The 14,839-nt window shown below is 35.8% G+C and carries 11 protein-coding genes; 3 read left to right on the top strand and 8 right to left on the bottom strand.

Annotation, left to right across the window (positions count from 1 at the left end; genetic code table 11):
• Positions 1-286: 286 nt before the first annotated feature.
• The 8 genes from ACFIO5_RS03810 to ACFIO5_RS03845 form a co-directional block, all read right to left on the bottom strand.
• Positions 287-3,040 carry a DEAD/DEAH box helicase gene (locus ACFIO5_RS03810; RefSeq protein ID WP_375636729.1) on the bottom strand — a complete coding sequence of 918 codons (2,754 nt, stop codon included), beginning with the start codon at positions 3,038-3,040 and terminating at the stop codon, positions 287-289.
• A gap of 22 nt (positions 3,041-3,062) precedes the next feature.
• Complete coding sequence (locus tag ACFIO5_RS03815) at positions 3,063-4,703, bottom strand: site-specific DNA-methyltransferase (protein ID WP_375618153.1); 1,641 nt, start codon at positions 4,701-4,703, stop codon at positions 3,063-3,065.
• An 83-nt stretch (positions 4,704-4,786) separates the two neighbouring features.
• Positions 4,787-5,188, bottom strand: a complete 402-nt coding sequence (locus ACFIO5_RS03820; RefSeq protein ID WP_375636727.1) for an SUF system Fe-S cluster assembly protein — start codon at positions 5,186-5,188, stop codon at positions 4,787-4,789.
• Positions 5,181-6,425 carry a cysteine desulfurase gene (locus ACFIO5_RS03825; RefSeq protein ID WP_375618154.1) on the bottom strand — a complete coding sequence of 415 codons (1,245 nt, stop codon included), beginning with the start codon at positions 6,423-6,425 and terminating at the stop codon, positions 5,181-5,183. Before ACFIO5_RS03825 ends, ACFIO5_RS03820 begins: the two co-directional genes overlap by 8 nt.
• Positions 6,426-6,435: 10 nt before the next feature.
• Positions 6,436-7,698: a Fe-S cluster assembly protein SufD gene (gene sufD, locus ACFIO5_RS03830; RefSeq protein WP_375634079.1), complete on the bottom strand. Its 1,263-nt coding sequence runs from the start codon at positions 7,696-7,698 to the stop codon at positions 6,436-6,438.
• Between the two features lie 11 nt (positions 7,699-7,709).
• Entirely contained in the window at positions 7,710-8,465 is a 756-nt protein-coding gene (gene sufC / locus ACFIO5_RS03835; RefSeq protein ID WP_375618156.1) for a Fe-S cluster assembly ATPase SufC, read from the bottom strand.
• A gap of 159 nt (positions 8,466-8,624) precedes the next feature.
• Entirely contained in the window at positions 8,625-10,136 is a 1,512-nt protein-coding gene (gene sufB, locus ACFIO5_RS03840) for a Fe-S cluster assembly protein SufB (protein ID WP_375634078.1), read from the bottom strand.
• Between the two features lie 139 nt (positions 10,137-10,275).
• The gene (locus ACFIO5_RS03845; RefSeq protein ID WP_375634076.1) at positions 10,276-11,451 is read right to left on the bottom strand and encodes a cysteine desulfurase family protein; all 1,176 of its coding nucleotides are present in this window, start codon (positions 11,449-11,451) and stop codon (positions 10,276-10,278) included.
• A gap of 160 nt (positions 11,452-11,611) precedes the next feature.
• On the opposite strand from ACFIO5_RS03845, the gene ACFIO5_RS03850 reads away from it, so the two are divergent.
• The 3 genes from ACFIO5_RS03850 to ACFIO5_RS03860 all read left to right on the top strand — a co-directional run bounded on the left by ACFIO5_RS03850 (position 11,612) and on the right by ACFIO5_RS03860 (position 14,544).
• The gene (locus tag ACFIO5_RS03850) at positions 11,612-12,292 is read left to right on the top strand and encodes an alpha/beta hydrolase (RefSeq protein WP_375705104.1); all 681 of its coding nucleotides are present in this window, start codon (positions 11,612-11,614) and stop codon (positions 12,290-12,292) included.
• A gap of 322 nt (positions 12,293-12,614) precedes the next feature.
• On the top strand, positions 12,615-13,868 hold the full coding sequence (tyrS, locus tag ACFIO5_RS03855) for a tyrosine--tRNA ligase (protein WP_375638395.1): 1,254 nt from the start codon (positions 12,615-12,617) through the stop codon (positions 13,866-13,868).
• 190 nt (positions 13,869-14,058) lie between these two features.
• Positions 14,059-14,544 (top strand): peroxiredoxin, encoded by a 486-nt coding sequence (locus ACFIO5_RS03860; RefSeq protein ID WP_375611894.1) that lies wholly within the window; start codon positions 14,059-14,061, stop codon positions 14,542-14,544.
• The last annotated feature ends 295 nt before the right edge of the window (positions 14,545-14,839 follow it).

The raw sequence follows: 14,839 nt of genomic DNA on the forward strand, positions 1-14,839 counted from the left end.
ACTCCCCCTTTTATCCTCTGGGTATTTCATTATATTCAGGCGTTTTAAATGAAAGAACAATAAACTGTTTAAGTTTTTTAAAAAAAGAACATTTATTAAATTACTCAATAAAATTAAAATATTTTTTTAATTTATAACTATAACTCAAAGATCTTTTCACATAACGAAAATAAGATTGTACTTTTATAAAAAATTGTAAATGTACTACAAATCACCATAAAAAAGCATAATCTTGTGTAACTTTTCTATACATTTTTCCTTTTATTTTAACGTCGTTAGAAAAAAGTTAAGAGCTCTCAAGTATAGATTCTGAAATGGTAAACTCCGCACACAAACCTTCAAAACTACTATTTGCTTTAATAACATCATGGGGAATAAGAACATAATACCATTTTTTATCGCCATAAGTCGCCGCATAGCGCGTTGCATGACAACACCATTGAACTGCAGCTTCTCTCTTTTTTAAAACAATAGGATTTTGCATTTCAGAGGCTTTTTTAGGCTCACAAAGATATTTGGCATCCTTCGTTTCTACAACAAAGTCTGGTTCATAGATTGATCCTTTATCATATTCTATCTTGAAAAAACCTCGAGCGGGTTTCATCCATTTCAAGACTTGTGCATCATCCTCTAATATTTGAGCAAATCGTAATTCCCCTTCTACTGAATCAAACTTTTGTAAAGGATAACAGCATTTTCTAAAGCCGCTGAATACAAGTTTTTTAATATCACTTTTAATGGCAGGAATATTACGAAAATCAAGAGGAGACATCCCTTGCGGTAACACATAATGGATAGGTGATAAAGCTGTAAAACCCCGTGTAACTTTAACCGCATAATCTTTTTGCGTTTCCCATTGATGTTCTCTTAATTGCGCAACAATAAAACTAGTAAGCTTGTGCTGATAGTGAATTAATACGTTCTCAACAGCTGTATCATTGGGTAAATAAGATCGGAAATGTTCTACCATCTGACTAGCTAATTTTCGTAATAAGAGCGTATGGTTATCATAATCGACAAAGTCATTATCAATCAAACCACGAATGATGTAGTTTTCAAGATAAGGCTCTTTGACATATTCATTCTTAGATGTGAGAAAAATGCTTTTATGGGTACGCAATTCTCGAATTAAAAGTTCTTTACTAACAGGTTGAAAATTTAAGCTTTCTAGATTTTTTAAATCAAAGTCATAAAAACCATAAGTAACATCACGCAAAGGTATGAGTATAATATTTGGAATATCTATTATCAGTTCTGTTAATTGTTTTGTCAGAATTGTCACCACTTTTGATACAAGAGACTTTTGTGATGAAGGCTTAATATTCATAACTTTATTAGCAATTTTTTCTTGTATCTGTGCAGAACAAAGCATTTGAGAACTTGGCAATTTATCATTCTCTTTGATAAGATCCCACGCGATCGCTGCAATATCTTGCTCTTCAGGTGTTAATGTAGGGGAATCTGTATGACGTAATATGATACCTTGTAAATCAGAAGATGCTCCATTTATATCGGAATTACGTATTACCATCGTTTGCATCAATAAAGCTTCTACTTGACTTGGAACTGTCACTATATCGGTCTTTTCAAAGGGGATATTCCCTCCTGTTCCAATCTCAATATGCTTTTTTATAATTGAGTTTGGATCGTTTGCACGATCAATAATATCTTGAAAACGATCATGCGCAATAATTGTTAAACGATCAATAGCTTCCACGCCTGTTCTATACCCATAAGGCAAACGCAATCCACGCCCAATTGTTTGCTCTGTTAAAATTTCTGAAGCCGATGCACGCAACGGTACAATAGTATAGAGATTCGTAACATCCCACCCCTCCTTTAATTTATTAACGTGAATAACAATTTCTGTTGGGTCATGAGAATCTTCAATTGCAATCAGCTTTTGAATATTTTGATCTTCTTCTATATTCGACTGTTTTGTATGAATCTCTATAACTTTTCCCTTATAAGCTCCTGCAAAAAAATCATCTGATTCCAATAAATCACGCAATTTCTGTGCATGATTTGTATCTTGAGCGACAACTAAAATAAAAGGCTTAACGAACTTTTTGTTATAATCTTTTGCATAGACAATTAAATCTGCTTTCACGTTTTCATGAGCATGAATTGCATCTTGTAATTTGATATGTTCTAATTGTTCAGATGTATAATTTTGAGGTTGAAAATCTTTACGTGTAGCAACAGCAGGCTCTTTTACAAAACCATCTCTCATAGCCTCTGCAAGTGAATAACTATAGACAACATTTTTAAAATCTACGGGTTTTGCACCTATTGTTTTTGGTGTCGCTGTAAGCTCTATTCCTAAAACAGGTTTTAACTCATTAATTGCTGCCGCACCAGCAGAAGCTCGATAACGATGTGCTTCATCCATTAACAAAACTAAATCAGGAAGATTTGCGAGATAATCAAAATAACTTTCACCAATCGTTTCTTGTAAGCGTTTAATTCGCGGAATACTAGATTTTAGTGCGCCTTTTTTATTATCCGTTGTATTAATTTTAGAAATATTAAAAATATTGATAAAGGCCGTATCTCTATTCTCAAACAAACGCTTTTGTCCTTGAATATGGTGTTCATCAACGCGAATACCTTTACCACTTTCATAATCTTCACCTGTAATAATAACGGGTCTATTGGCAATAAATTCACTCATTCCACTGAAAACATACTTCGGACTTTTGGGACTAAAATCCTGTTTTAACTTTTCATAAATAGTCAAATTTGGCGCTAAAACAAAAAAATGGCGACTACGACCTGTTAAATAAAGATAGCTGATAAAAGCCCCCATAAGTCGCGTTTTCCCAACACCCGTTGCTAAGGTAAAACAAAAAGAGGGAAAGTTTCGTTCAAAATCTTGTACAGAAGGATAAAGATTTTTTATCACTTCTAACTCTGCAACCAAATCAGCATTTTTAGAAAGCTCTATATTTTCTAAGATTTTTACCAAAATATTTAAAGATTCACGTTGAGGATCACGCAACGATAAGCGAGCAGAAATCCTTTTTTCAACAGTGTTCATGAAAAACTCCGCTTTTTATATATTATTCAAATAGATCTAATTCTGCTTGCGCAATATCTTTATTTTTGCTGTTTTCTTTTACCACAATCACTGGTTCAAGATTGGCTACATTTAAACTGTAATCGTCCCTTCCCCATTCGCATTTTTCTAATATTGCACGGGGGATTTTAGTGAGTGTCAGATTTTCAAAGGATGCTGATTTTGTATCAAAGGCTGTACCACAAATCAGCAACGTGCGATGAGAGCCTACCTCTTCACTCATTATACAGAGTTGTTCATGGGTCATGGCGCTCGTTGTGACATAAATATAATCTGTTTCGGTTGAATACCCTTGCATCCAATAATGATTTTCATCCGGTGCATAGGTAAATCCCATATGTTTGCACATGGCTTCTGATAGCATGGCAGCATTATATTCGCGACGAATAATCCATTGTCCCCATGGATCTTTTTGCAACAGAGAAGGTGCAAGGCGATAATAACGGAATCCACCGCCACCTTGCCAATTGACACTTTTGGAAATTCCCCCTTGATCAGTTCCATCAATGACTTGTTTTAAACGAGGGATAATGTGGGTGTGACAATGCTCACCAAGTTCAATCATAATCCACTTCCTTCCCATTTTATGGGCAACAGCACCGGTTGTGCCAGAACCAGCAAAAGAATCCAGTACAAGATCACCGGGATTAGTGGCAAGTTGAATAATGCGTTCCATTAAACGTTCCGGTTTAGGAGTTGTAAAGACACTATCAGAATTGAAGACTTTGGCTTCTTTTTTTGCATCTTGATTATGGCCAACTTCCTGATAAGGCCAAATGGTCATTGAAACCATACCATTTTTTACCTCTGATAAAAAACGTTTCATAGAAGGAACATTACTTCCTGTTGGACCAAACCAAACACGATTATCTTCTAATAGCTTAGCAAATTTTTGTTTACTAACGCGCCAACTCGTTCCAGCAGGAGGCATCACACTGCGCCCAGAAGGCGTAATAATTTCATAAACATCTTTTAAATTCATAGTCTTAACTGAAAGATTATCTGATTTCCAAGGACCGCGAGGATCATTATCAGGATTTTTATAGCGCGCATCCATATCGCTTGAACGAGGAAGCAATTGAGGGCGCCAAATCGTTTTATCTTTAGCATAAACCATTATAAAATCATGATTATCAGAAAGCCATTTTGTATCATTTTGTGGAGCATATTTCTTTTGCCAAATAATATTGTTGATGAAATTTTGGCGACCAAAAATTTCATCCATCATCACTTTAAGATAGGCTTGTTCATCATCATCAATTGATATCCAGATACTTCCATCATCCGCCAGTAAATGATGTAACAATTCTAGCCTGTCTCTCATAAGGCTGAGCCATATGGAATGCTCTAAACCATCTTCATAATGTTCAAAGGCATTGCCTGTATTATAAGGCGGATCGATATAGATACATTTTACCTTCCCCATATATTCTTGTTCAAGCGCTTTGAGTGCGAGCAAATTGTCACCAAAAATAAGTTTATTATCAAAAATATCTTGGGATGATATTCGATGCGAAGCGTGATAAGATTTTTCAAGATCTTCTAATAAGATACGAGGTTCTAGTTTTGGGCGTTTTTCTTTTCCAATCCAAGTGAGTTCTAGTTTTTGTTTATTATAACTCATGCGATCGTCCTTAAATTTAAATGCTTGTGAAAAGTAAACAGCTTATTCATGAATGGCTAAATTAGAGTCTCTTAACAATACTTTTAGTACCATCCGACAGCAATTTGAGCTTCTTCTGACATACAATCAGGTGTCCATGGTGGATCAAAAGTCATAGTGACTTCAACATACGAAACCCCTTCAACTGCACTGACTGCATTTTCTACCCACCCTGGCATTTCACCCGCAACAGGACATCCCGGTGCTGTAAGAGTCATTTCAATTTTTACTGAACGATCATCTTCAATATCAATACGATAAATCAGTCCTAGCTCATAAATATCAGCAGGAATCTCTGGGTCATAAACTGTTTTGAGAGCAGAAATAATATCATTTGTCATACGATCAATTTCGTCTGCTGGAATTGCTGATATGTAAGATTTTTTATTTTCGCTTACAGTTTCAACGGATTCTGTAGAATGACGCTCTTCAATTGATTCAGCCATTAAAAAATGTCCTTGTTTCTTGCAATGCTTCTACTAATTGATCTATATCCTCTTGAGTGTTATACATGGCTAACGATGCGCGGCAAATAGATGTTAGACCAAAGCGCTGTAATAAAGGCTGTGCACAATGAGTTCCCGCACGTATCGCAACCCCTTTTCTATCAATAAACATAGCGATATCATGGGCGTGAATCCCTTCAATTGTAAATGATATAATAGCTCCTTTATTGGGAGAATGACCATAAATACGCAATGACTCAACCATTTTAAGTTTTTCCTGTGCATAAGCTAAAAGGGACCTCTCATGGGCATGAATTGTGCTACGACCTTTCTCTTGTATATAATCAATAGCCGCAGTTAATCCAATAGCTTCAACGATAGGAGGAGTGCCTGCTTCAAAACGGTAAGGAGGAGCATTATAAAAAACCTTATCGGTTGTTACCTCCTCGATCATTTCCCCTCCCCCTTGAAAAGGACGCATTTCTTCTAATCTATCTTCTTTACCATACAAAACACCAATACCAGTGGGACCATAAAGCTTATGACCTGTAAAGACATACCAATCACAATCGAGATCTTGTACATCAACGGTTAAATGTACTGCTCCTTGAGAACCATCAACAAGAACAGGAATAGAATTTTGATGTGCTAGCTTAATAATCTCTTTAACAGGAGGCACAGTTCCTAATATATTGGACATATGCGTTATAGCAACAAGCCGCGTTTTTTCGCTTAAAGCCTTTTGGAAATCTTCAATGTGCAGAACACCATTTTCATCGACAGGAACAAAAATAAGTTTAACACCTTTTTGTTCACGGAGAAAATGCCAAGGAATAATATTTGAATGATGTTCCATGATCGTTAGAACAATCTCATCACCTTCTTTGAGTTTTGGCATCGCCCAACCATAAGCAACAGTATTAATAGCTTCTGTTGCATTTTTCGTAAAAACAATTTCTTCAGCTTTTTGAGCATTTAGAAAAACACGAACGGTTTCACGAGAATTTTCATAGGATTGTGTTGCTATATTGGCTAAAAAATACATTCCCCTATGCACATTAGCATAACTATAGTGATAATAATTATTCATTGCATTGAGTACTGACATTGGTTTTTGGGCAGAAGCACTACTATCAAGATATGCTAATCGCTTTCCATAAACTTGATGGTGCAAAATAGGAAAATCACGCCGAATTTCTTCGACATTATAAGTAAATGTTTGTACGTTATTTTCCATTTTTTCTACCTTAAACATTTTTTTCAAGCCATTTACTAATGATATTCTCTAAAACGATTTGAATATTATCTTGCTTGATGTCATCAATGAGCTCAGAGATAAATCCTTTAATCAAAAGCGCACGAGCCGTTTTAAAAGGGATACCACGTGTCATAAGATAAAAAAGATAATCATGATTAATATTAGCAACTGTTGCACCATGACCACATGCAACATCATCAGCAAAAATCTCCAGTTCAGGCTTTGCATTAAATTCTGCATCATCTGAAAGAATAAGGCTATTACAAGCCATGCGTGCATCTGTTTTTTGCGCTTTTTGAGAAACACGTATTATTCCTTGGAAAACACCAACAGCCTTATCTGTAACCACATTGCGTATAATTTCGGTTGATGTTGATTTTTCTTCCACGTGACGAACAGTCATTGTAAGATCACTATGTGTTTGTCCTGATAATAAATTTATGACGCGTAATTGAAAATCAGATTCTTCTCCCTGTAATTCAATATTGATTTCTTGGCGATTTAATTGGCTCCCTATATTAATGACATAAAGTGATAACTTCGCTCTTTGATCAAGAACAGCACAAAATCGACCAAATTGTGTAGAATTAAAATCACGATTGCGAATGAGAATCCACGTAACATCACTATCAGCAGCAACATTTAATGAAAATATTGAACTGACAAAGGTATCTTTATCATTGCCAACCTGATGTTCAATAAACATAACTTGACTATTTTTATCAACTTTTATATCCGAAAAAATATGAGATTGTCCCCCCATTTGTATATTTTGTAATTCAATGGGGATATTTAACTTTGTATTTTCAGGGATGTGAAAAAGCCAACCATCTGTAACAAAAGCTGTATTTAACTGTCCAATAAAATCTTCATCAGAAATGTTTTGATTTATCTGTACAGAATTATCTTCTAATGCGTCTGAAAGGCGTTTTACTGCAATGTTGTCTACCTTTGACTCTATCGATGTTTTTCCATTGTTTATGGAGAAAACAGCACTTTCTGAAAGCAATGCATCAACCAATTGATTGTCTTGAACTTTTGAAAAATTGCTAATAGACTTCAGTAAGGTACGCAGATTGGTATAATGCCAACTTTCTATTTTACGGGAAGGAAGCCGTGTCGTTTGAAACTGCTCAATAGTTTTCTTGCGGATTTCCTGTACAGCTTTATCACCAGGTAAATGGTTTACATACTGATTAAAATTACTGAGTATATTTTCTTCAACCGTTAACAAGTTTTGCTGTGCATTCATATTTAATAACCTCAAACCGCTTCTCTAATAAGATCAGCATACCCATTTTGCTCTAAATAAAGCGCTAAGGATTTATCACCGCTTTTGATAATTTGTCCTTTATAAAGAACATGTACCGTATCAGGAATAATATAATTAAGCAGCCGTTGATAATGGGTAATCACCAAAAATGAACGTTTTGAATCCCGAAGCTTATTAACACCATCTGCAACAATTTTTAGTGCATCAATATCTAAACCAGAATCCGTTTCATCTAAAATGCAAAGTGTAGGTTCAAGAAGTGCCATTTGTAAAATTTCAGCGCGTTTTTTTTCTCCACCTGAAAAACCTACATTTAATGGACGCTTTAGCATATCCATATCTATTTCAAGTTTGGCTGAAACTTCTTTAACACATTTTATAAATTCAGGAATTTTAAGTTCTTCGTCACCTCGCGCTTTGCGTTGAGAATTCATCGCAACTTTTAAAAATTCCATTGTTGCTACCCCTGGTATTTCCATTGGGTATTGAAATGCAAGAAAAACACCATATGCAGCACGTTCTGCTGGATCCATTTCTAAAAGTGATTGTCCATTATAGAGAATATCTCCTTCTGTTATTTCATAATCATCACGACCAGCAAGCAAATAAGATAAAGTTGATTTTCCGGCTCCATTTTGTCCCATGATAGCAGCAACTTCTCCATCTTGAACTGTCAAGTTTAAACCACGAATAATTTCTGTATCGGTTTCAGCAATACGGGCGTGCAAATTTTTGATCTCTAACATAATTTAATCCTGTTTTGGCTGTTTTTCAGATATCAATGCGTATTATTTTACCTTAGCATCCATCTACTTTTGTAATTACCATAGAGGTCATTTTTAGCATTATGTGCTACCGTTACAGCCTTTTTACATAAAGTCTTCTATTTATCTAATTAAATAAAATTATCCAACACTACCTTCAAGGCTAATACTAATAAGCTTTTGTGCTTCGACAGCAAATTCCATGGGAAGTTTTTGAATGACCTCTTTTACAAAACCATTTACAATTAATGCGATAGCTTCTTCTTCGGGAATTCCTCTTTGCATAACATAAAAAAGTTGGTCATCAGAAATTTTTGATGTTGTGGCTTCATGTTCAAACTGAGCTGTTGCATTTTTTGCTTCAATATAAGGAACTGTATGCGCACCACAATCATTTCCGATTAACAAACTATCACATTGCGTAAAGTTACGCGCATTTTGTGCTTTTCGATGAGCTGTGACTTGTCCCCGATAAGTGTTATTTGAAAAACCTGCAGAAATACCTTTGGAAATAATGCGACTGGATGTATTCTTTCCCAAATGAATCATTTTTGTACCAGAATCAATTTGTTGATAACCGTTTGCAACAGCAATAGAATAAAATTCTCCACGCGCATTATCACCACGGAGTAAGCAGGATGGATATTTCCAAGTAATCGCAGAACCAGTCTCAACTTGTGTCCATGAAATTTTAGAGCTATCACCTCGACAATCTCCACGCTTCGTCACAAAATTATAAATACCACCCTTTCCATCTTTATCGCCAGGATACCAGTTTTGTACTGTAGAATATTTAATCTCTGCATTTTCAAGGGCAATAAGCTCAACAACAGCAGCATGAAGTTGGTTTTCATCACGTTGGGGTGCTGTACACCCTTCAAGATAAGAAACATAGGAATCTTCAGCGGCGATAATCAATGTTCGTTCAAATTGGCCAGTGTTGCGTTCATTAATCCTAAAATAAGTTGAAAGCTCCATAGGACAACGAACCCCTTTGGGAATATAAACAAATGAACCATCTGTAAAGACAGCTGCATTTAAGGCCGCATAATAATTATCACTTATAGGTACAACTGTTCCTAAATATTCTTTAATAAGCTCAGAATGTTCAATAATCGCCTCTGAAATAGAACAAAAAATCACACCAGCACGTGCCAGCTCTTTTTTGAATGTTGTTACAACAGAAACAGAATCAAAGACTGCATCAACAGCCACCTGCCCCGATACAGACATACTGTCATCAAAAGTGGAGGGATCAGACTGTTTTCTTACTCCTGCCAAAATCTCTTGTTCTTTAAGGGGAATGCCAAGTTTTTCGTACGTTGCTAATAACTCAGGATCCACTTCATCCAAAGATTTTGGTCCTGTATGATTTTTTGGAGCAGCATAATAATAAAGCTCCTGAAAATCAATTTTAGGATATTCAAGACGCGCCCAATGAGGCTCTTGCATTGTCAGCCAACGGCGGTAAGCTTTTAAGCGCCATGTTAGCATCCATTCAGGCTCATTTTTTTTAGCGGAAATAAATTTGATAATATCCTCATTTAAGCCTTTTGGAGCTTTATCGGTTTCAATATTGGTTTCAAAACCATATTTATATTGGTCAACATCTATTTCACGTACTTGGCGTATCGTTTCTTGTACTGCCGGCATAAATTTTCTCCATTTTTTGGCGTCAAAAACCGGTAACTAAAGTCTTGTTTTTTACAAGATTAAAGTAAGCAAGTTATCTCCTAGGCTATAGGTAAAGTGCAAAAATTTCAATCAAACTTATTTTATTTTTAAAATAATTCTAATTTTTATAACTTTCTGATGATAAATCTTCCCCTTTTTTCCTGCTTATAATTTGAGAAAAAAACGACAGAAAATCATCAATATCTTCAGAAGTTGTGCCACGCCCTAGCGAAATGCGAATGGCACCATTTGGAACATGATACCCCATTGCCTCCAACACTTTGCTTTGTTTTACTTTTCCCGAAGAACAGGCAGAGCCGGATGATAAAGAAAACCCTTCTAAATCAAAAGCAATTTGCATCGTTTCAGCTTTTAGATTTTTCACGGTAAAGTAAGTTGTATTTGGCAAACGTTGAACTCTTTTGCCAAAAATCTCAACATTTTTACTTATTTTTTGTAGTCCATCTTCTAATTTATTGCGTAAATATATTAACTGTTTTATTTCCTCCTGTGTGAAGCAATCAGCCATTGCTGCCCCAAAAGCAGCAATAAGGGGCAATGCTTCTGTTCCTCCACGGAGACCTTTTTCTTGTCCTCCTCCAATAATAAGAGGGTGTGGCATGAGAAGATTACCACATGAAACAAAAGCACCAATTCCTTTAGGACCGCCAATTTTATGGGCAGACAGTATAAAAAAGTCTCCTCCTAACTGATGAATATCCACAAAATTTTTATCTACATATTGTGTCAAATCAACTATAAGAGTGCCTCCTAAATCCCGAACAATAGCGGCGATTTCTGTTAACGGTTGAATAACACCCGTTTCACTATTTGCAGCTTGAATAGCAACAAGAGGTAAACCTTTTGTTTTATCGTGAACCGTTAAGAGTGATGTTAATTTATCTTGTTGTATGAGCCCATCTTGATCAACATCAATGACGCTTATCAATTCTTTAGAAAAACGTCCTCCCTCTGCAACAGAGGGATGTTCAGTCGCTCCAAGGTAAAGATGAGAAAATTTAACTTTTGCTTTCCCCATATTGTAAAAAGGTGTTAACAAAGTCATTGCGGCTTCACTCGCACCAGAGGTAAATACCACGTGATCTGGATCTGTTTTAAGATTTTCAGCGATTTGCCGACGGGACTTTTGCAACAAAGTTTTAGCGGCACGCCCTTCCTTATGAACCGATGATGGATTACCAAATATCTCTAAAGATTCCAGTAACGCTATCCGTGCCACTTTTTTGAGCGGTGTTGTTGCGTTATGATCAAAATATCGGCGTTTTATAACCATTTTACATCGCAATCATTAATCTTATGAATTGATTGAAAAAATAGCGCATTTTTCTTGAAAAGTGCACTAAAAAAAGAATATCTAATAATTATTTAAGAGATTCTATGGTAAAAGTCGACCAGGGTCAAAGAGAGCCTTTTATTGCATTAAGGAGCATTTTATGCCAGAAATTATTTTTAACGGTCCCGCGGGTCGGCTCGAAGGGCGTTATCAACCTTCACAACAAAAAAATGCACCCATTGCGATCATTTTGCATCCTCATCCCCAATTTGGTGGAACTATGAATCATAAAATTGTCTATGACCTCTTTTATATGTTCCAACAACGTGGCTTTACAACTTTACGTTTTAACTTTCGTGGTATTGGTCGTAGTCAGGGTGAATTTGATTATGGAATAGGAGAACTTTCAGATGCTGCTGCTGCTCTCGATTGGGTGCAGACACAACATCCAGACTCTAAAAATTGTTGGGTAGCAGGATACTCATTTGGAGCATGGGTTGGTATGCAGCTTTTAATGCGCCGACCGGAAATTGAGGGATTTATCTCAGTTGCCCCTCAGCCTAATGTTTATGACTTTTCATTTCTTGCACCTTGTCCCTCTTCTGGACTTATCATTCATGGCGGTATCGATAAAGTTGCCCCTCCAAAAGATGTTCAAATACTTGTCGATAAATTAAAAACACAAAAAGGTATCATCATTACACAAGAAATATTGGAAGAGGCTAATCACTTTTTCAGTGGATGTCATGAAAAACTTATTGAACGATGTGCCCACTATTTGGATAACCATATCTCCAATGAACTTCTCGCTCCTCCTCCTGAAATACTTTCACTAACTTAGGAAAATACGATAGATTTATAAAAAATTAGCAAAAATCGTCTCTGATCATAACAAAGTAATTTTTTTAGTCTGCATTTAAAATTTTTCTAAATTTTATTTCAGGATAGAAATGAGAATAACAGAACACCTTTTTTCTATTACTAAGAAGTTTCTTTTTTAGCGTAAAAAGGAAATAATACCTGTATTATTATCTTTATACTACCAATATGTCTCTTTCTCTTGTGAGGTGTGCGTCAGTTATGATAGATAACGCATTAATAATTCGTTATATAATCGCCTATTATATACAATAAATGCACTCTTAAATTAGGAAATTAAATCTGTGTTTGCCTTTAAATCTGATTTTTTACACATTATGAGCGAACGTGGTTTTATCCACCAAATTTCAGATGAAAAAGGCTTAGATGATCTTTTTTCAAAAGAAACTGTAAGCGCTTATACTGGATTTGACCCAACAGCATCGAGTTTACATGCTGGAAGTCTTCTTCAGATTATGATGCTTTATTGGTTACAAAAAACGGGTCATCGCCCCATTGCTTTAATGGGTGGAGGAACCGGATTGATTGGTGATCCTTCTTTCAAAGACGAAGCGCGACGCCTTCTGACACAAGATGATATTGCTGCAAATATTGATGGTATTAAAAAGGTATTTGCTAACTATTTGACATTCGGTGACCGAGAAACCGATGCTTGTATTGTGAATAATGCTGAATGGTTATGCAATTTAAACTACTTAGAATTTTTGCGTGATGTAGGAAAGCATTTTTCTGTCAACCGTATGTTGTCATTTGATTCTGTCAGACTCAGACTTGAGCGTGAGCACTCTTTGTCATTCTTAGAGTTTAATTATATGATTCTGCAAGCTTATGACTTTGTTGAACTTTATAAACGTTATGGGTTGCGTATGCAAATGGGGGGCTCTGATCAGTGGGGCAACATTATTAACGGAATCGAATTAGGACATCGTTTAGGAACACCGCAATTATATGCGTTAACATCACCATTGCTGACAACCTCTTCCGGTGCCAAAATGGGTAAATCATTGAATGGGGCTGTATGGCTAAATGCGGATAAACTTTCACCTTATCAATTTTGGCAATACTGGCGCAATACAGAAGATGCTGATGTAACACGATTTCTAAAGCTCTATACTCCATTGCCGATGGATGAGATTCTTAAACTTTCTCTATTACAAGGAACTGAAATTAACGAAGCAAAAAAAATTCTTGCAACAGAAATTACAGCAATGTTGCATGGACGTGTTCTTGCTGATGCAGCAGCAGAAACGGCTCGCAAGACGTTTGAAGAAAAAACTCTGGGAGAAAATCTTCCAACTGTTGAAATTAATGCCTCAGAATTAAAAAAAGGTGTTGGATTGCTCACTCTTTTAGTACAAGCAGGACTCGCTAGATCGAATAGTGAGGCACGCCGACACGTTCAAGGTGGAGGTGTCCGTGTAAATGATCAAATTATTGAGGATGAAACACATCTTATTATTGAAAGGGATGTCAGTGCAGAAGGAACCATTAAACTTTCTTTTGGTAAGAAAAAACATGTTGTGATGAAACCAGTATAATCTTTTGCTGTTTTGTTTATGTTGTTCACGTCGAGCTTTTTCTTTCAATTCAATCGTTGTGATAGGGCGAATTTTGTTAGGGAAATAAAAGTCTCTTCAAAACGATAAAATTCTAGAGAGTTGAATAGTTCTTTTCTTCTGTGTACTCTGATATTTTATACCTGTTACACAAAAAAGAAAGATGAAAACAATGACAAGACCAATGAAAGGTGCTCTTGCTCCTGATTTTACTTTGCCGCGCGATGGAGGAGAGACAGTGTGTCTTTCTGACTTTAAAGGAAAGCCTGTTGTTTTATATTTTTATCCAAAAGATGACACCAGTGGTTGCACAAGTGAAGCACTTGATTTCACAAAATTAAAGATGAAATTTGATGAAATCGGTGTTGCTGTTATTGGAATCTCTCCAGATAATGTAAAAAAACATGATAAATTTAAAATAAAACATGAACTTGATGTCATCTTGGTTTCTGATGAAGAAAAAACGACCCTCGAAGCTTATGGTGTTTGGGTTGAGAAAAGCATGTATGGACGCAAATATATGGGAGTTGAACGGAGCACTTTTTTAATTGATGCAAATGGAATAATAGTAGAAGAATGGCGCAAAGTAAGCGTATCTGGGCATGCTGAAAATGTTTTAGCTACTGCAACACTTTTATATCATAATGGTAACTTGTAAATTGAGTGTTTGATTTACCTTCAAAAGCAAAAGTTATTCTCCCTAATTGATTTTAGTTTTTCAACGGATTCAATTTTTACAATATATTGATTTATAAGGATAATGAATTGTTTTACATTTATATTAGTCCCCCGAATATCGCAAAATTTTCTGATTTCAGATTCTTCCTATCACTTGCAATATCATAAGCAGAATTAGCGTGTGAGAAAAAGTTGAAGAAAGGAACAAGAAAATCCCCCTTTAAACCTTTAAAGTATCAAAGGCTATATAACATCACAGCATCCATAAAACGAAC

This window comes from Bartonella sp. AA86SXKL, assembly GCF_042196885.1.

Excerpts from the sequence above, each read along its gene's own strand:
- sufD (WP_375634079.1), bottom strand. The coding sequence starts at position 7,698 with ATGAATGCACAGCAAAACTTGTTAACGGTTGAAGAAAATATACTCAGT.
- ACFIO5_RS03810 (WP_375636729.1), bottom strand. The coding sequence starts at position 3,040 with ATGAACACTGTTGAAAAAAGGATTTCTGCTCGCTTATCGTTGCGTGAT.
- ACFIO5_RS03850 (WP_375705104.1), top strand. The coding sequence starts at position 11,612 with ATGCCAGAAATTATTTTTAACGGTCCCGCGGGTCGGCTCGAAGGGCGT.
- ACFIO5_RS03820 (WP_375636727.1), bottom strand. The coding sequence starts at position 5,188 with ATGGCTGAATCAATTGAAGAGCGTCATTCTACAGAATCCGTTGAAACT.
- ACFIO5_RS03825 (WP_375618154.1), bottom strand. The coding sequence starts at position 6,425 with ATGGAAAATAACGTACAAACATTTACTTATAATGTCGAAGAAATTCGG.
- sufC (WP_375618156.1), bottom strand. The coding sequence starts at position 8,465 with ATGTTAGAGATCAAAAATTTGCACGCCCGTATTGCTGAAACCGATACA.
- ACFIO5_RS03845 (WP_375634076.1), bottom strand. The coding sequence starts at position 11,451 with ATGGTTATAAAACGCCGATATTTTGATCATAACGCAACAACACCGCTC.
- ACFIO5_RS03815 (WP_375618153.1), bottom strand. The coding sequence starts at position 4,703 with ATGAGTTATAATAAACAAAAACTAGAACTCACTTGGATTGGAAAAGAA.
- ACFIO5_RS03860 (WP_375611894.1), top strand. The coding sequence starts at position 14,059 with ATGACAAGACCAATGAAAGGTGCTCTTGCTCCTGATTTTACTTTGCCG.
- sufB (WP_375634078.1), bottom strand. The coding sequence starts at position 10,136 with ATGCCGGCAGTACAAGAAACGATACGCCAAGTACGTGAAATAGATGTT.